We start from the raw sequence: 15,996 nt of genomic DNA, 5'->3' as shown, positions 1-15,996 counted from the left end.
TCTTAAATTCTATTATTTTTTAGAACTCTTTTGTGAAAATTCTTCTCTTTGAGTCCTGTTTTTATTTTTTCATTTTTCCACACCAAGATTGTTTTTTTATCATTTTGATGATTGACCATTCTCATTTTTCCAACACGCCATACTCCAGAGATCTTTTTGTAATCTTCAAAGTATGCAGTTTTTAAAAGCTCATGTTTACGATCATAATAATCAACTTTTTTAATCAGGTATGTTTTTTGGTCAACCCATGAAATCTGTTTTGTATATCCTGAATATTCGCTTTTTGGTTTTCTTTGTACCTCGTAAAGTTTTTCCCCATCTAATGTGACGACCTTTGCATCCCCAAGAAAAATAAACTTATCGATACTAAACGAACTTAAATCTTCATACGAGAATTCACTCCCCATAAAGGAACCTGACTTACTTTTCGATGCAATTCTCTTCACTCTTTTTAAGGCTGGTAAATAAAGCCACTGTTCATCATCTTTATTAACATGTTCATAGTTTAAAAACTTTGTCCCTTTTACATCTGCAGGAGATATAAAAGTCATTAGCGATTTATCACCTTTATCTTGTTCAAGTACGATCATCTTCATTTTTCTTTCACGCTTTTGATTATTTGCATTGATCAAAGTCATTGTCATCTCTGAAGAGGAGTCTTGAAAACCGCTCATAGCAGCTTCACTTTTCTTTGCAACATCCAAATTGCTTATTGCCAATAAATTGATAGATAAAATCCCTAGTAGAAGCAGTTTTTTCACTATAAAATCACCTTTTTTGTTAAAAATTGTCAGATGGTAGCATCATAGTTGTTTTATGAAACTTAATTTCTCACAAAAATAACAAAAATTTATGATAACTTTGTGATATGTTAAGTTTTTACATTATGTTTTCTTATCTTTTGTAGTGAGTAATACTGAATCTTAGGTATTGCTGTGAAAGTAAAAGCTACTTGTAGCTATAGAAGTGGGGGGGATATAAAGTACTAAATAAGTACTGCTTTATTACGTGTCTCTTTTGCTTTGTATAAAGCTGTGTCAACACGTTTAAAACATGTTCTTTCCTTATCCGATAATGCTATTTCGGTAACGCCTAAACTAATTGTAATTTTTGGGATGTACTCTACTTCGTTATTTTCGACAATTTCTCGTAAAAACTCTGCTTTTTTATATGCTGCATCACTCCCTGTATTTGGCAAGAGAATCACAAACTCTTCCCCACCCCATCTGGCAAACACGTCACTAGTACGTATATTTTTACCAATAATCTTGGTTAACTCAATTAATACTTTATCCCCCATATCGTGACCGTAGTTGTCATTTACCATTTTAAAGTGATCAATATCAAATAAGATCAGCGAAACTTGTGCACCGTCTTTTTGCTTGTCAGCATAGGCTTGCTGTAGCATTGTATTGAAAATTTGTCTATTGTATATATCTGTTAAAGGATCTTTGTACGCTAGCTTTTCTAAAATTCTTTTTTCGTTTTGTAAAGAGGTAATATCTGTAAACACGATGACATACATGTCATGATACTCATCTAAACGGCCTATGCTTATCTCAAAAGCTCTTCCCTCTCCATGAGAGTTTAACATCGACACCTTTATACCTTTAGGATTTTTACATAAGAAATCAATCCAGCCTTCATCCTCTTCTAAATTTTTTGCAGAGAAATAATCAGGATGTTCTAAAAAAAAATTACATATGCATCTGTTATTTTTTTTTAAATCATCTAAAGAATCGAGTCCCAAAAAATCTAAAAAATTTTGATTTGACAGTACAACTTCTTTCCCGTTGGTCACAATAAGAGGGTTTGGAATGATATTAATAATAGTTAAAAAAGTGGAATCTTGGATCATAATATATTGTTACGTGATTATATTCGAAATTTTAATAGAGGATAAAAACAGACTAAACCCGAAGATGGGTTTAGTTTATAATTATGCTAATGCAGCTTTTGAAGCTTCTACTACTTTAGAGAAAGCAGCAGCATCATTCATAGCCATGTCAGCAAGAATTTTACGGTCAAGCTCGATGCCAGATTTTTTAAGTCCGTTCATGAAAGTTGAATAGTTCATATCGTTTAAACGACAAGCAGCATTGATACGGATGATCCATAATTTACGGAATTCACGTTTCTTTTGCTTTCTGTCACGGAACGCATACATCATTGAACGTTCTAATTGTTCCTTAGCTTTTCTAAAGTGTTTACGACGACCACTATAGAAACCTTTTGCTAATTTTAATATTTTTTTGTGTCTTCTTCTACGAACAACACCAGTTTTTACTCTTGGCATTTTATTTCCTTATTTTTCTTTACCTAGCTATTTTTATAGTCAAGGTGCCACTACTGTGGTGGACTTGCCCAACAAGAATGTTGGAGAGTTAAATCAACTAAAATTAGTTAATCATTGCCTTAATATTTTTAGCGTCAACTTTAGCAACCACTTTTGGAGTGTTTTGCTCACGACGAGTTTGTGCATCTTGTTTAGTTAAGATGTGGCTTCTAAACGCAGTTCCACGTTTAACTTGACCATTTTTCTTAACTTTAAAGCGCTTAACAGCACCTTTTACCGATTTCATTTTTGGCATCGTTGGCTCCTTTGTAAAATTCTCAAAATTTGAGACGCGAATTATACCATAATTTTTCTAATCTTTTGCTATACTTTGTATATGAATTCAATAAATCACGTAAAAAATGCTCTAAGCGAGCTGGATAACGAAGTAGAAAAAATATTATTGGATTGGTCGATTCCGCTTAATGAAAAAGACAATCTTATGCTGCCTCTGTTATTGCAGAAAAAGGTTTTAACACAAACTTTGGAAGACTTGGAATATCTACGCGATAATCCACCTTCACCAAACCAACCGTGCGGTATTTCAAAATACAGGGATGAATAGTTTCAAAACTATTCATGCGCCTCTTGCACCATAATATCCAGTAGTCTAAACAATTCACTGCTTGCCTCTTCCATTTCAGAAAAGTTTTTAATAATAACTTCTTTATTTTTAAAAACCGACTTTTCTTTAACAAATTTCATATTCTCTGTAACACGAGTATGGATAGTTTTGTGTGGCTGTTTCATTGCTATATAGGCTTTCGTGTGTCCGAACTCTGCTTCCCCTTCTCCATGATACCAATGTCCAAAACTACAATGGTCATGATCACACATAGAAATTTCATTTAATGATTCACTAATCACTGCAGAATATGCCATATTTTTATATACGATATGATCGATTTTTATAATTGTAGCGAGATTAGAGTTTTCCATTAATGAAGAAACTTGTGCGTTGTCAGCTGCACTTTGATTTACATTTTCTAAAGCTATTTTTAGCCCTTGAATCCCTTCATTAGATTCAACTGCTATGCTCTCTATTTCTTCGGAATTCTCGTGAATACCATTTGCTTCTTGTTGCAATGATTTTGTTGTCACAGAAATTTCCGCAGTAGCACGCTGTGTACGTTCGGCAAGTTTTCTCACCTCATCGGCAACAACGGCAAAACCACGACCATGTTCCCCTGCACGAGCAGCTTCAATTGCCGCATTAAGCGCCAGTAAGTTTGTTTGATCAGCAATGTCTTTGATCAGATCTAAAACTGATGTAATATCATTTGCTTGTGTTGAGAGAGTATCGATAGCTTCACTACTCTTGATAATCAGATTTGTTAAATGTTCTATCTTGACACTAAGCTCATCTATAGAAAGAAGACTTTGACCTGCTTCTCTAGCCATTTCTTTAGATGAACCAGCAATTTTATGAATATTTTCCAAACTATCATCCATGGCATGTTGGATTTTTTGCAAGCTAGATTTCATACCTCCGCCAAGTTTATTAAATGTGCTTGTTAATTCACCTTTAGTTTTAGATTTTTGCCCAAGTATAACACCTTCAACCCCTTGTGCTACAAGCAGAGCGTTCTGTTTAAAAGCACCCTTTAAGCCATGAGGATCAATATTTCTATAATCAAGCCCTGAATTGGCACTGTCGATTGAGGTTTTTGTTTCCCTCATAAACGCTTCTGTCTGATCGAGTAAATTATTAACGGACCATGCAATCTCTCCAAGCGGATCAGATTTATCAATACCCACAATTCTAGAGTCCAATTTTCCAGCCGCAGCATCTTTTACTACATTGAGAAGTTTTTCAAATAGTTTTTTGTCAACTTGCACTTCATTTGTATTTTTACCGAACATCATAAACTCCCATTTTGGACTGTATTGATGAACTCATCATAACTCATACCACGTTCTTGCAAGACATTTGTCAGATAAGTATTTGAAGCTTCTATGCCACCCTTCTTCTCTTCTTCTAAAAGTTTTTTATAAAGTTCTATGATAATATTTAGATTTTCTACATTCGGTTTTCTACGGACTGAATAATATCCGATTGCTTGATGATTTTCATCAACTGATGTAGTTACGTTCGCATATACCCAGTAGTAACTACCATCAGCTGAAAGATTTTTCACGTAGGCAAAGATCTCTTGCTTGTTTTGCACCCTATCCCACAAAAATTTAAAAATTAGTTTTGGCATATCGGGATGACGAATGATATTATGTGGCTGTCCCAACAACTCTTTTTCATCCAATCCAGCGAATTGGATAAAGATCTCATTACAATAGGTAATTCTTCCTTTTAGATCTGTTTTAGAGACGATAAAATCATCTTCTTGCATGACCAATTCATGGTTATTAGGAGTAACATCTTTCATAGATACAACCTTCAATATTTTTCTGTTATTAAAATAAATTATATAACTTGGATCTTAAAGTAATCTAATGAGTTTTGTTTTAATAAAAAGGTAAGTGATGAAATAATGATGATTTTTTGAAGGTGCCCCCCTCCAGATCCCTGCGGCACATAAGAGCGTAAGGTGTGCTGCTGTGTTCCCACCCTGACACATTATCTTACAAACCTATTGCACAGGTCTAAAGAAGAGCGACGGAATTATAACGAAAAAAGCTTAAACAAAATTTCTGTATAATTGGTCATGATCTATATAGTAACTGCACTTAAAAGCGAAGCACAAGCTTTTGTTGACAAATATAAGCTTACAAAAACAACTTTAAAAAACTATACTCTTTTCTTTAATGACACAATGAAAATAGTTGTCAGCGGCATTGGTGTGGAAAACACCCGTTTAGCGACACAAACTCTCATTAACCACTTTGATATAACAGATGATGATCTCTATGTCAATATTGGTGTATGCGGCTCGGATAAAAAATACGATATTGGAGAACTGCTCAAAGTCGGTTCAATCATCCACAAAGAACTCCCTTATAAATTTGATGAAGGTATTATCCTTACTTGTGTTGATGAAGAGATAACAGGTGGGGTATATGAAGCAGTTGATATGGAAAGTTACGGTTTTTACGATGCAGTTATTCATAATCCTGCCATTAAACATTTTACAATATATAAAGTTGTCAGCGATCACTTTGAGCCCCATACCCTAAATAAAGATATGGTAAAATCGCTAATATTTAAACAACTAGACAATTTGGAGCTTTTTTGAAACTACTGCTTAGCTTTTTACTCTTATTCCTTTCACTACACGCGGATGTAAGCGATACACAACTCAAAGATATGATCGCAAAGATGTTGATAGTAGGATTTGAAGGTGAGCAGACAGAACAAAAGTACAAACTCGGCGGAGTTATCCTTTTTGACAAAAACCTCAAAGAGCCTCAAAAAACAAAAAACATTATCTCTGTGGAACAACTAACACAACTAACAAACAAGATAAAAACAGCTAAAAATGCCCCGCTTTTTATCTCTATAGATCAAGAGGGCGGCAAAGTGGCACGTCTGAAAGAAGATCGCGGTTTTTCTAAAGCCCCTTCGGCTAAAGAGGTAGCAACTTTTTCTCTTGATAAAGTACATCATGCGTATCAAAAACAATCTCAAATGCTCCATCGATACGGTTTTAATATGAACTTTGCTCCGGTAGTTGATCTAAATCTCAATCCAGACAACAAAGTGATCGCAAAGCTTGAGCGTTCATACGGGAAAACACCCAAAGAGGTTGTCAAATACGCTTCAATTATGATCGAAGAACAAAACAAAGCGGGAATTGTATCAGTACTCAAACATTTTCCGGGACACGGTTCTTCTCTCGAAGACTCCCATAAAGGGTTTGTAGACATCACAAACACTTGGCAGGAAAAAGAGCTTGAACCCTATAAAGAGCTTATTGTACAACACAAAGTCGATGTGATTATGACAGCACATGTGTTCAACAAAAAGCTTGATCCTACATATCCAGCAACACTCTCATACAAAATCAATACAAAACTGCTTTGTGAACAACTCGGCTTTAAAGGCGTGATTGTGAGCGACGATATGCAGATGAAAGCGATTTCAGAGCACTATTCACTCAAAGAAGCTGTAACACTGGCAATTAACAGCGGTGTAGATATGCTCCTTTTTGGCAATCAATTAGGCACTAATACACCCGAAGAGCTTGTAGAGACTGTTTTTAAACAAGTCAAAAACCATAAAATTCCTCTGCAAAGAATTCTGGATTCCAATAAGAAAATAGACCTCTTGGCTTTTAAATCTAAACTTGTACAAAAACCTATCATCTTTACAAACCGTAGAATTACAATGACCAAAGAGTATATCAAACAACACTACGGCAAAAACGTTGAGAATATTAGAATCACACCGGAGATGATTGTCCTGCACTGGACGGCGGTGATCGGCTTTGAAGACTCCTATAAACGTCTCTATCAGGAAGAGCTATTTACCGATCGCAAAGATATAGCATCTGCATCACTGCTCAATGTCTCTGCCCATTTTTTGGTTGACAGAGACGGTACAATCTACCAGCTTATGCCGGACAACTGGATGGCCCGTCATGTAATTGGGTTGAACTACTCTACAATCGGTGTTGAAAATGTCGGCGGTGAAGGGAATAAAAAAGAGGATCTCACACCTGCACAGGTAAAATCTAATATAGCTCTTGTTCGCTATCTCAAAGCTAAATACCCTACGATTAACTACCTTATCGGTCATCAAGAATACCGCGAATTTGAAAACACTCCGCTTTGGCTTGAACGCGACAAAGGATACAGAACAGAAAAAGCAGATCCCGGAGAGAAATTCATGAATGCAGTCCGCTCCAAAGTTCATGATTTAGGATTAAAATCTCGCTATGAATAGTGCATTTTCCCCTCTTGACTGGGCAATATTTGTTTTTTATCTGCTTGTTTTAGCTTTTAGCTCCTATATCTTTTCACGTGCAAAAATAAACTCGACAAAAGAGTACTTTACTTCATCAAACTCTATCTCGGCATTAGCTGCGGCAATTTCAATTGTGGCAACAACACAATCTGCCGCGACTTTTTTAGGTGTTCCTGAATTTTCTTACAAAAACAACTTTACTCTCCTTGGATTTTACTTTTCATCTTTACTGGCAGTGTTATTTGTAGCCTATGTTTTTGTCCCTAAATTTTATGAGATCAAAGCCCTCACCGTGTACGAACTCTTAGAAAAACGCTATGGAGCAAAAGCAAAACAGCAAGCAGGTTTAATGTTTCTGGTCGGACGTGTATTAGCAAGCGGTGCACGCCTTTACATCGCTGCACTTGCGATTAGCATGATACTCTTTTTAGATATCTCTTTATTTCACATGCTTATCTCGATTTCACTTTTACTTGCAGGAGCTTTGATCTATACCTATTTCGGCGGTGTCCGCTCAGTCATTTACAGTGATATTATCCAAACTATCGTCTATGTAAGTGCCGGTATTGTCGTGTTTTATTATCTGTATACTTCATTGAGAATAGAAAATATCTACGAAACTCTAAACTCTCTTGGAAAATTACAAGTTGTTGAAACATCACTAGATGGAAAGTTCAGTATCTTTGGTCTTCTTGGAGGCTGGCTGCTTTTAAACATTGCCGCTTTCGGACTTGATCAGGATATGACACAAAGAGTTTTATCTTGTAAAGGGACTAAACAAGCACAATACTCACTCATACTCTCTATAGTTATTACGATTCCTATCGTTCTTTTATTTCTTGGACTTGGAGCCCTACTGTTTTTACATTATCAAAACAACGACGTGGTTCAAAGTTTCGGCTCTGAAAAAATCACTATATTCATGTACTATATCCTCAATGAGATGCCTGAAGGTTTACGCGGTTTTGTAACGGTAGGGGCAATTGCCGCGGCTCTTTCTTCAACTAACTCCGTTTTAGGTGCTATGAGTTCGGTAGCTATAGAGGATCTTTACAAACCCTACAAACTAAAACACTCTAAAAATATCGATGAAACACACTTTTTAAAAGCTTCCAGATTGAGCGTACTGTTTTTTGCATTTTTACTCTTTGCCATGGCAACTCTGAGCTATTTTTGGCAAAGATATTTAGAAGTTTCTTTGATCTCTTTTGCTCTTGGCGTAATGGCGTTTGCCTACACGGGACTTTTAGGTGTATACTTTGGAGCTATATTTACAAAACGAGGAAGTGCCAAGCTTGTACCGGTAGCTCTTTTTGGCGGATTTATCACTGTACTGCTTTTACAAACTTCTGCTTTTGGCTTTTCGCTCGGATATGATTGGCAGATTGTAGCAGGTTCTGTGGTAGCATTTTGTATTATGATGATAGGGAAAAACAATGGCTAAATATATCGGCGTAATGAGTGGGACTAGTCTTGACGGTATTGATTTAGTATTATGCGAAATAGACCAATCAACGTGTACACTCCTAAAAGCAGGCGAATTTTCCTACGATCAGAGTTTAAAAACAGAAATCCTTGATATGATTCACTCTACAACAACTCTAAAAGCCATAGGTGAACTAGATGTAAAACTGGGAAAAATGTTTGCCTCTGCCATCAATACGTTTATAGAACAAAACAAAATTTACAAAGAGGAAATAACTGCTATCGGTCTGCACGGGCAAACACTTTGGCATGAACCGAATTCTGAACATCCATTTTCTATGCAACTGGGAAAATCAAGTGTTGTAGCGGCACAAACAGGTCTGCAAGTAGTCAGTGATTTTCGCTCAAACGACATAGCAAATGGCGGACAAGGAGCGCCTTTTGCTCCCGCATTTCATCATTTTGTTTTTGACAGACTCTATAAAAACATCGCAGTTGTAAACATTGGAGGGATGGCAAATATCACGCTTCTTGGCGATAAGTATCTCGGATGGGATAGTGGCTGCGGGAATGTCTTACTCGATTACTGGATCGAAAAAACACAAAACAAACCTTACGACAAAGAGGGTGAATTCGCAAAGAGCGGCAAACTCAATGAAGCACTTTTAAATAAGATGTTGGATGACCCCTATTTTTCGAAAAAGCCGCCAAAAAGTACGGGACGTGAGTATTTCAATCCTACATGGTTAGAGCATTATCTCATCAAATTTTCAGATCTAAGTGATGCAGATATTCAAGCAACGCTTACCGAGCTTACCGCTCAAACAATTGCCAAAGATTGTACTGATGCAGAGGATATAATCCTTTGCGGAGGCGGAGCTAAAAACAGCTATCTGCAAGAGCGAATTGCAGATTTAAGTCAAAAGAGTGTCAAAACCACTAATGACTACGGTGTAGACAGCGACTTTTTAGAAGCAATGATCTTTGCCTGGCTTGCACACAAAAGGATCCATGAAGAACACGTTGATCTTCAATCTGTAACCGGAGCACAAAAAAATTCGATCCTAGGTGTAATTACATGCAATTAGAACAGGTTTTACAAAACACCCCCTATCAAGATTATAAAATTGAAGTAGCCTCTGCAGATGCAAGTTTTAGAAGTTACTACCGTTTAAAAAATAAAGAGCAAACTTATATTTTAATGGATGCTTCACTTGAAAAAGAATCTCTCAAACCATTTTTAGATGTCACGAAAAAACTGCTGAATGTTAATGTGAAAGCACCAAACATTTTTTACGAAGACTTGCAAAACGGTTATTTGGTACTTGAAGATTTCGGTAATACGAATCTTTTAGATGTTTTAAATCAAGAGAACTTTCAAACTCTATATAAACAGGCTATCGATGAGATTGTAAAGATGCAGCAGGCAGATACCACTGCCCTGCCTCTGTACGATAAAGAGTTTTTACATTTTGAGATGGACTTGATGCGGGAATGGTATTTGGAAAAAAAACTTTCTCACTCACTCACTCAAGCCCAAGAGGAGATGTTAAAGAAAACACTTGACAGCATCTCAGAAGTTGTGCTTTCCCAACCCCAAGGTGTTTTTGTTCATCGAGATTTTCACTCCCGTAATATTATGCTTAATGAAAACAATGAACTTGGAGTAATTGACTATCAAGATGGCATGAACGGTGCAATCACTTACGATCTTGTTTCACTGTTAAAAGACTGTTACATCTCTTTTGATCGTGGTTCGATTGAGAAATTGGTACTTTATTTTCGTGATCAGCTTACACCGGAAGTTACAAATGAGCTTTTTTTAAAATGGTTTGATTTTATGGGTCTGCAACGCCATATTAAAGTGCTTGGTATCTTTTCACGTTTACATCTTCGTGACGGTAAAGAGGGGTATTTAAAAGATATCCCACTTACTCTTTCATATGTATTAGATACAGCTTCGAGATATGATGAAACAAAAGAGTTAGCCGAATTTTTAGGAAAATTTCAATGAAAGCGATGATACTCGCAGCTGGACGTGGTGAACGTATGCGCCCACTTACAGACACTACTCCAAAACCACTTTTAAAAGCAGCCGGTAAAGAACTGATTGTCTGGCATCTGGAAAAACTTGCAAAAAATGGTTTTAAGGAGATTGTGATCAATATTGCTCATTTAGGAGATCAAATCCCGCAAGTCTTGGGAGACGGCAGTCGCTGGGGAGTAAACATCTCTTACTCAGATGAGCAAGATACGGGAGCCTTAGAGAGTGCTGGGGGGATTAAAAAAGCTCTGACACTTTTAGATAAAGAACCTTTTTTGGTTGTCAATGGAGACGTTTTTTGCGAGTACGATTTTGATCCTGATTTTGACCTCCAAAACAAGCTTGCACACCTTATTTTAGTCCCCAACCCCTCACATAATGAAAAAGGGGATTTTGGCTTAGAGAACTCTTTAGTATTAAACCAAGATAATGAAATGTGGACATTTTCAGGTATAGCTTACTATAATCCAGAAATATTTAATGATCTAAAACTCGAAAAATCAGCCCTTGCACCTCTGCTTAGAAACCTGATAGAACAACAACAAGTAAGCGGAGAGATTTTTAAGGGCTTATGGAGAGATATAGGGACACCAGAAAGGTTACAAGAGATAAATGAGATACTTACTACTTCTTCTTAGCATTTTTTCCACTTCCCTTTTTGCAAAACACTACACTAACTGTACGTTCCAAAATCTGCACCACAGTGATATATGTAAAAAAGTGGTTAAACGTGGTGTAAGCTATGACTATGCCAATAAATTTTTACTCTCTTATTTTAAAACACAAAAGTTTGACGAAGTTAGTTGGAAGTATCTCAAACCGAAATATGTTCAGTACCATAAACATAAAGAGAGAAAAGCAAATAATGTACTGGTATCACGTGTTCCCAATATTGTAAAAAATATAAACAAGCATCAAAAAGCGTATGATTATGCAGAAAAAAAATACGCTGTAAACAAAGAGATCATCGCGGCAATTTTATTAAAAGAGACAAATCTGGGAAAAATCAAGCCGACACATGATGCCTTTATAGTTTTTAATACAATCGTAACAAGACTGCCAAAGCCAGAAACATCAAGAGAAAAATGGCTGCTCAAGATGGGAAAAACGAATATGGCTACAATCATAGAGTATTGTTATAAAAACAAGTTAGCACCTGAAAAATGTAATCTTCCAAGCTCTTATGCAGGGGCTATCGGTATTCCGCAGTTTATGCCAAACAGTTTCATTTATGCCGAATCGTATAAAAACAAAGTTCCCGATCTAACGGATATGGATGATGCTATTGTCTCTGTAGCAAAATTTTTACATAAAAAAGCCGGTTTTGATACTTTAATAGACTGGAAAAAAATGGATAATGTCCCACAAATAGAACAAGAGTGGTATCAGTATGAATTTGACAATGAAAATACTTCTTTTGCGTATGAAAAAAATTCTAAAACGGGTAAACCGTACAATTATTTTTGTAGTGACAAACCCGAACTTGATTATCTTAAAGAATACATGAAAAAGATTCTACGCTATAACAATTCATCGAACTATGCAATCGGCGTACTCCGATTGGCACATGATGCCTCTTTACTTCTCGCTAAGTAAAACTAGCTCTAAAGTACCGCTGATATAGTTTGCAAAGAAAGTCAGTACTTCAAGATCATTTTCGTCAAAATCAAAACGGCTTTTGTTGAGAAGTTGCATGATTCCCATTATCTCTCTTTTTGAGTTAAAAATAGGAATTGTGATTATATTTTTTGTTTTATAACCGCTTTTTTTATCGATACTAGGTAAAAATCTTGGATCTTCATATGGATTATTAACTACCTGTGCTTCTTTTTTCGTATATGTATCGCCGACAATTCCTGAATCTAAAGAGATAACAATACGCCCACCTATACCGTCACTTAATTTTGTCCATAAAATATTTTCAGCTACATCTACTATAAAAATTGAACAGCGATCTGCATGTACTATCGTTTTTGCTTCTTTTGAAATAAGCTCTAAACTATCTTCAATGTTTTCTACTTTAACTAACTCTTTTCCAAATGCCGCTATTTGATTAAACTTATTCATTACCTTCCTCACCTTTAGCATAACTGTTTAATAACTCAATAAAACCGCTCACGTAATGAGCAAAAAAGATCATAAATCTCACATCTTCGTCATCAAAATTTTCAGGTTTATTCAGCAATTCTAAAACACCGATAATATTTCTCTGTGAATTAAAAATTGGAGCTGTAACGATATTATGTGTTCGATATCCTGTCTTTTCATCAATCTCTGTTAAAAATTCTGGATGTGAATATGCATCATTTGTTACTACCGGTTTTTTGACTTTAATTGTATACCCAACAATCCCTTTATTGGCTGGGATAGTGATTCTTTCTACCTCATCGGCCAATGTAGTCCATAATTCATTTTTTATGCTGTTATAGATAAAAATAGAGCATCTATCTGCTCCTACTATCTCTTTAACATACTTTGCAATATGGGGGATCCCACTTTCTAAAGATTTTTTATTCAGTAGCTCTTTTGCAAACTCGGCTAATTTTTGTGATTTGTTTTCATACTTCATCGCAACAGCCCTCTTAATTTGTATTGGAAATATTATAGTGTAAAATTGCAAGAAAAAAAAGGAGTTGTTATGGAAAAAATAACAATCTGGCATAATCCGAGATGTTCAAAGTCTCGTCAAGCACTCTCACTTTTAGAAGACAACGGTTGTGAAAAAGAGGTTATAAAATACCTTGAAAGCACTCCAAGCAAAGAAGAGTTAAAAAATGTTTTATCAATGCTTGGAATATCGGCTAGAGAACTTATGAGAACAAAAGAAGACCTTTACAAAGAATTAGATCTTCAAAATGAAACAGATGAAGAGAAGCTTATCGATGCAATGGTAGCCAATCCTAAACTTATAGAGCGTCCAGTACTTATAAAAAACGGTAAAGCAATCATTGCAAGACCACCGGAAAAAGCATTAGAGCTACTTTCATAGGCAAACACTCATTTACCGATAATTATGTTAAACTTTTCCAGAATCAAAATTTCTAGGGGAGTTTTACAAATGGAAAAAATATATAATTTAGCAATTGTAGGTGCAGGGCCGGCAGGAATTGCAACTGCAGTTGAGAGTTATCTTCTGGGTATTCGGGACATTGTCCTTTTAGAAAAAGACGTAAACCACAACTCCACTATTAGAAAATACTATAAAGACAACAAACGTGTCGATGTTGAATGGAAAGGGCAAAAAGTTGAACTTGACGGCAACATCTACTTTATAGACGGCACAAAAGAATCAACTTTAGACTTTTTTGACGAAATCCTCGATAACCATTCAGTTGAGCTCCAAACACAAGTTGAAGTACAGTCTATTCAGAAAGAAGAAGACTATTTTGAAGTGTTCATGGCTGGTCAAAGTATTAAAGCGAAATATGTAGTTGTAACGATCGGACGTATGGGAAAACCAAACAAACCCTCTTATAAAATTCCACCAAGCATTAGAAAAAAAGTGAATTATACGACTGATGAGTGTAGTGCAGATGAAAAGATCTTAGTCGTAGGCGGTGGAGACAGTGCTGTTGAATACGCCGTTGATCTTTGCTCCAAAAATGATGTTTCCATCTGTTATAGACGTGAAACTTTCAGACGTGCAAATCCGACAAATCAAAGGGATATAGCAAACGCCATCATGCATAAAGAGGTAAATCCTCTTCTAGGTGTTGATATAGAAGGTTTAGAAGATGAAGAAGGTAAAGTAAAAGTATTGTTTAATGATGATACTATCGATACTTATGATCGCGTGATCTATGCTATCGGGGGCACAACACCGAGTGCATTTCTTTCTAGCTCGGGTATTAAAGAGAAAGATGGAAAACCCGTACATAATGGATATTACGAAACAAATATAGAAGGGCTTTTCGTAGCAGGTGACATTACACAAGAAAGCGGTGGAAGTATTGCACTAGGGCTTAATCACGGTTATGCAATCGCCTGCCATATACAAAATAGAGAATGCTAAGAACTTTTAGCTACTCTGCTAGTTTTTCAATACTCACACCATTATCGCGTAAAAACTTTGAAACAACCTCGGAATGAGTATGTTCATACTCGCGTAAAAAAACTATACGTTTTATCCCCGCGGCAATAAGGTTTTTACTACATTCGCTGCAAGGCTCTAACGTTACGTATATAGTAGCATTCTCAATAGAAATTCCCTTTCTTGCAGCCCAGATAAGGGCATTCATTTCAGCGTGAATTTCGTATGTTTTACTCCAGTCATGATGCTCTTGAGTATATTCATTATCCCAGTGTTCACAACAGTTTACATATCCTGCTGGTGTACCGTTATAGCCCGTGCTTAAAATTCTGCCATCTTTTACAATCACAGCACCAACTTGTTTTGAAACACACTTAGATGCAGTTGCTATTTCACAGGCAATATTTATAAAATTTTGGTCGCTAAGCATTACTCAGGCATCCTGATTACATTTATATCTGCATTGTCACGTAAACGAGCAAAGTAATCACTCAAAACTACTTCTCTTTTCTCTGCCATAATCTCATTAATGATCTGATTTTTAACACTTTCAATGCCACCCTCTTCTGCAGATGTAATAGACTTGATATAAAAACTCATAAAACCCCCTTTACCGTTTGGAACAATAGGAGTAAAACCGTGTTTAGGTGTTTGTGCTAAAAGAGAAGCAAGTTCTGGAGAGATTTTGTCATATGGAAGTACTTGTTCATTTGTAGCAATCTCTGGAGAGTAAAACATCGGATTGTCAACTTTTTCCTGTAAAAGAGCTTTTGATTTTGCATCATAAATTACTACAGTAAATGACGAAGGGTGCATATACTCCTTTTGATGCAGTTTATAATACTCTTCAATCTCCTCTTGACTCGGTTCCTCAATAGAAGAATACGCTATCGCAGAGTAAAGTTTTTGAGATAAAAGTTTTTGTTTTATTTTCTCTTTGAACTGAGTTGAACTCATTCCACTTGATTCTCTAACCGCATCGTAAAAATCACTGATGCTCATATTATTACGAGAAGCGAGATTTTTAATATCGTCATACACTTCAGAAGATGAAACTGTAATCTTACGATCTTTAATTTCAGCCGCTTCAAGTTTTTGACGGATCAGAGCATCCGTTGCTTTTTTTGCATCCACTTTGGAGACACTCATCTCTTTTTTAATATCTTCCAAGGTAATCGCTTCATTTTTTACAACAACTGCCACACCATCATATACTTTTGCTTCTAATAATCCCGTAATAAATAATAAAACAAATAAAACTTTTCTCATACTTTTCCATATATTTTAAATTGAAAGTTATTTTA

20 protein-coding genes, 1 other RNA gene and 1 pseudogene are annotated in these 15,996 nt (G+C 35.9%); 10 read left to right on the top strand and 12 right to left on the bottom strand.

Going from position 1 to position 15,996, the window contains the following annotated elements; genetic code table 11:
* Positions 1–2: 2 nt before the first annotated feature.
* From P6N22_RS04535 to rpmI, 4 genes are all read right to left on the bottom strand, one after another.
* Positions 3–761: an outer membrane lipoprotein-sorting protein gene (locus P6N22_RS04535; RefSeq protein WP_280330613.1), complete on the bottom strand. Its 759-nt coding sequence runs from the start codon at positions 759–761 to the stop codon at positions 3–5.
* A gap of 224 nt (positions 762–985) precedes the next feature.
* The gene (locus P6N22_RS04530; protein ID WP_280330612.1) at positions 986–1,858 is read right to left on the bottom strand and encodes a GGDEF domain-containing protein; all 873 of its coding nucleotides are present in this window, start codon (positions 1,856–1,858) and stop codon (positions 986–988) included.
* Positions 1,859–1,939: 81 nt separating this feature from the next.
* Entirely contained in the window at positions 1,940–2,296 is a 357-nt protein-coding gene (gene rplT / locus P6N22_RS04525) for a 50S ribosomal protein L20 (RefSeq protein WP_280330610.1), read from the bottom strand.
* Positions 2,297–2,399: 103 nt separating this feature from the next.
* Positions 2,400–2,591, bottom strand: coding sequence for a 50S ribosomal protein L35 (rpmI, locus tag P6N22_RS04520; protein ID WP_280330608.1), 192 nt, complete (start codon positions 2,589–2,591; stop codon positions 2,400–2,402).
* Between the two features lie 81 nt (positions 2,592–2,672).
* On the opposite strand from rpmI, the gene P6N22_RS04515 reads away from it, so the two are divergent.
* Positions 2,673–2,900: a hypothetical protein gene (locus tag P6N22_RS04515; RefSeq protein WP_280330606.1), complete on the top strand. Its 228-nt coding sequence runs from the start codon at positions 2,673–2,675 to the stop codon at positions 2,898–2,900.
* An 8-nt stretch (positions 2,901–2,908) separates the two neighbouring features.
* Here the strand turns inward: P6N22_RS04515 and P6N22_RS04510 are convergent, their stop codons facing one another.
* The 4 genes and pseudogenes from P6N22_RS04510 to ffs form a co-directional block, all read right to left on the bottom strand.
* Positions 2,909–3,274 carry a CZB domain-containing protein gene (locus P6N22_RS04510; RefSeq protein WP_280331121.1) on the bottom strand — a complete coding sequence of 122 codons (366 nt, stop codon included), beginning with the start codon at positions 3,272–3,274 and terminating at the stop codon, positions 2,909–2,911.
* Positions 3,272–3,736, bottom strand: a pseudogene (locus P6N22_RS04505) (methyl-accepting chemotaxis protein); the annotation flags it as partial. The pseudogene P6N22_RS04505 and the gene P6N22_RS04510, both read right to left, overlap by 3 nt.
* A gap of 461 nt (positions 3,737–4,197) precedes the next feature.
* On the bottom strand, positions 4,198–4,716 hold the full coding sequence (locus P6N22_RS04500; protein ID WP_280330604.1) for a PAS domain-containing protein: 519 nt from the start codon (positions 4,714–4,716) through the stop codon (positions 4,198–4,200).
* A 126-nt stretch (positions 4,717–4,842) separates the two neighbouring features.
* An RNA gene (gene ffs, locus P6N22_RS04495) (signal recognition particle sRNA small type) lies at positions 4,843–4,940 on the bottom strand.
* Positions 4,941–4,995: 55 nt separating this feature from the next.
* On the opposite strand from ffs, the gene P6N22_RS04490 reads away from it, so the two are divergent.
* The 7 genes from P6N22_RS04490 to P6N22_RS04460 are packed head-to-tail and all read left to right on the top strand — an operon-like array spanning position 4,996 to position 12,258.
* Complete coding sequence (locus P6N22_RS04490) at positions 4,996–5,523, top strand: hypothetical protein (RefSeq protein WP_280330602.1); 528 nt, start codon at positions 4,996–4,998, stop codon at positions 5,521–5,523.
* Positions 5,520–7,172 carry a glycoside hydrolase family 3 N-terminal domain-containing protein gene (locus P6N22_RS04485; protein WP_280330600.1) on the top strand — a complete coding sequence of 551 codons (1,653 nt, stop codon included), beginning with the start codon at positions 5,520–5,522 and terminating at the stop codon, positions 7,170–7,172. Before P6N22_RS04490 ends, P6N22_RS04485 begins: the two co-directional genes overlap by 4 nt.
* Positions 7,165–8,637, top strand: a complete 1,473-nt coding sequence (locus P6N22_RS04480; RefSeq protein ID WP_280330598.1) for a sodium:solute symporter — start codon at positions 7,165–7,167, stop codon at positions 8,635–8,637. Before P6N22_RS04485 ends, P6N22_RS04480 begins: the two co-directional genes overlap by 8 nt.
* Entirely contained in the window at positions 8,630–9,706 is a 1,077-nt protein-coding gene (locus P6N22_RS04475) for an anhydro-N-acetylmuramic acid kinase (protein ID WP_280330596.1), read from the top strand. The genes P6N22_RS04480 and P6N22_RS04475 overlap by 8 nt, the downstream gene beginning before the upstream one ends.
* Positions 9,697–10,632 carry a phosphotransferase gene (locus P6N22_RS04470; protein WP_280330594.1) on the top strand — a complete coding sequence of 312 codons (936 nt, stop codon included), beginning with the start codon at positions 9,697–9,699 and terminating at the stop codon, positions 10,630–10,632. The genes P6N22_RS04475 and P6N22_RS04470 overlap by 10 nt, the downstream gene beginning before the upstream one ends.
* Positions 10,629–11,300: an N-acetylmuramate alpha-1-phosphate uridylyltransferase MurU gene (murU, locus tag P6N22_RS04465; protein ID WP_280330593.1), complete on the top strand. Its 672-nt coding sequence runs from the start codon at positions 10,629–10,631 to the stop codon at positions 11,298–11,300. Before P6N22_RS04470 ends, murU begins: the two co-directional genes overlap by 4 nt.
* Positions 11,275–12,258 (top strand): lytic murein transglycosylase, encoded by a 984-nt coding sequence (locus P6N22_RS04460; RefSeq protein ID WP_280330591.1) that lies wholly within the window; start codon positions 11,275–11,277, stop codon positions 12,256–12,258. Before murU ends, P6N22_RS04460 begins: the two co-directional genes overlap by 26 nt.
* Here the strand turns inward: P6N22_RS04460 and P6N22_RS04455 are convergent.
* Together P6N22_RS04455 and P6N22_RS04450 are read right to left on the bottom strand one after the other, a co-directional pair.
* Positions 12,241–12,729 carry a GAF domain-containing protein gene (locus tag P6N22_RS04455; RefSeq protein ID WP_280330589.1) on the bottom strand — a complete coding sequence of 163 codons (489 nt, stop codon included), beginning with the start codon at positions 12,727–12,729 and terminating at the stop codon, positions 12,241–12,243. The two genes, P6N22_RS04460 and P6N22_RS04455, sit on opposite strands and share 18 nt — an antisense overlap.
* Positions 12,722–13,231, bottom strand: a complete 510-nt coding sequence (locus tag P6N22_RS04450; RefSeq protein WP_280330587.1) for a GAF domain-containing protein — start codon at positions 13,229–13,231, stop codon at positions 12,722–12,724. Before P6N22_RS04450 ends, P6N22_RS04455 begins: the two co-directional genes overlap by 8 nt.
* Positions 13,232–13,300: 69 nt before the next feature.
* Between P6N22_RS04450 and arsC the strand changes: the two genes are divergently transcribed.
* Together arsC and P6N22_RS04440 are read left to right on the top strand one after the other, a co-directional pair.
* The gene (gene arsC, locus P6N22_RS04445) at positions 13,301–13,651 is read left to right on the top strand and encodes an arsenate reductase (glutaredoxin) (protein WP_280330585.1); all 351 of its coding nucleotides are present in this window, start codon (positions 13,301–13,303) and stop codon (positions 13,649–13,651) included.
* A 69-nt stretch (positions 13,652–13,720) separates the two neighbouring features.
* A complete protein-coding gene (locus tag P6N22_RS04440; protein ID WP_280330584.1) occupies positions 13,721–14,674 on the top strand; it encodes an NAD(P)-binding domain-containing protein in 954 nt (317 codons plus the stop codon).
* Between the two features lie 10 nt (positions 14,675–14,684).
* On the opposite strand, the gene P6N22_RS04435 is transcribed toward P6N22_RS04440, so the two are convergent.
* Both P6N22_RS04435 and P6N22_RS04430 read right to left on the bottom strand, forming a co-directional pair.
* On the bottom strand, positions 14,685–15,122 hold the full coding sequence (locus P6N22_RS04435; RefSeq protein WP_280330582.1) for a deaminase: 438 nt from the start codon (positions 15,120–15,122) through the stop codon (positions 14,685–14,687).
* Positions 15,122–15,961 (bottom strand): SurA N-terminal domain-containing protein, encoded by an 840-nt coding sequence (locus tag P6N22_RS04430; RefSeq protein ID WP_280330580.1) that lies wholly within the window; start codon positions 15,959–15,961, stop codon positions 15,122–15,124. Before P6N22_RS04430 ends, P6N22_RS04435 begins: the two co-directional genes overlap by 1 nt.
* Positions 15,962–15,996: the final 35 nt, after the last annotated feature.

It is taken from the genome of Sulfurimonas sp. C5 (genome assembly GCF_029872055.1).
GTDB lineage: Bacteria > Campylobacterota > Campylobacteria > Campylobacterales > Sulfurimonadaceae > Sulfurimonas.
The sequence above is the reverse complement of the archived record's forward strand: the minus strand, read 5'-3'. Positions and strand labels throughout refer to the sequence as shown.

Bases quoted from the DNA above. Each gene is read 5' to 3' on its own strand.
- rplT (WP_280330610.1), bottom strand. From the start codon at position 2,296: ATGCCAAGAGTAAAAACTGGTGTTGTTCGTAGAAGAAGACACAAAAAA.
- murU (WP_280330593.1), top strand. From the start codon at position 10,629: ATGAAAGCGATGATACTCGCAGCTGGACGTGGTGAACGTATGCGCCCA.
- P6N22_RS04440 (WP_280330584.1), top strand. From the start codon at position 13,721: ATGGAAAAAATATATAATTTAGCAATTGTAGGTGCAGGGCCGGCAGGA.
- P6N22_RS04500 (WP_280330604.1), bottom strand. From the start codon at position 4,716: ATGAAAGATGTTACTCCTAATAACCATGAATTGGTCATGCAAGAAGAT.
- P6N22_RS04450 (WP_280330587.1), bottom strand. From the start codon at position 13,231: ATGAAGTATGAAAACAAATCACAAAAATTAGCCGAGTTTGCAAAAGAG.
- P6N22_RS04475 (WP_280330596.1), top strand. From the start codon at position 8,630: ATGGCTAAATATATCGGCGTAATGAGTGGGACTAGTCTTGACGGTATT.
- P6N22_RS04470 (WP_280330594.1), top strand. From the start codon at position 9,697: ATGCAATTAGAACAGGTTTTACAAAACACCCCCTATCAAGATTATAAA.
- P6N22_RS04455 (WP_280330589.1), bottom strand. From the start codon at position 12,729: ATGAATAAGTTTAATCAAATAGCGGCATTTGGAAAAGAGTTAGTTAAA.
- P6N22_RS04490 (WP_280330602.1), top strand. From the start codon at position 4,996: ATGATCTATATAGTAACTGCACTTAAAAGCGAAGCACAAGCTTTTGTT.
- P6N22_RS04430 (WP_280330580.1), bottom strand. From the start codon at position 15,961: ATGAGAAAAGTTTTATTTGTTTTATTATTTATTACGGGATTATTAGAA.
- P6N22_RS04510 (WP_280331121.1), bottom strand. From the start codon at position 3,274: ATGGAAAACTCTAATCTCGCTACAATTATAAAAATCGATCATATCGTA.
- rpmI (WP_280330608.1), bottom strand. From the start codon at position 2,591: ATGCCAAAAATGAAATCGGTAAAAGGTGCTGTTAAGCGCTTTAAAGTT.
- arsC (WP_280330585.1), top strand. From the start codon at position 13,301: ATGGAAAAAATAACAATCTGGCATAATCCGAGATGTTCAAAGTCTCGT.
- P6N22_RS04435 (WP_280330582.1), bottom strand. From the start codon at position 15,122: ATGCTTAGCGACCAAAATTTTATAAATATTGCCTGTGAAATAGCAACT.
- P6N22_RS04460 (WP_280330591.1), top strand. From the start codon at position 11,275: ATGAGATACTTACTACTTCTTCTTAGCATTTTTTCCACTTCCCTTTTT.
- P6N22_RS04515 (WP_280330606.1), top strand. From the start codon at position 2,673: ATGAATTCAATAAATCACGTAAAAAATGCTCTAAGCGAGCTGGATAAC.
- P6N22_RS04480 (WP_280330598.1), top strand. From the start codon at position 7,165: ATGAATAGTGCATTTTCCCCTCTTGACTGGGCAATATTTGTTTTTTAT.
- P6N22_RS04530 (WP_280330612.1), bottom strand. From the start codon at position 1,858: ATGATCCAAGATTCCACTTTTTTAACTATTATTAATATCATTCCAAAC.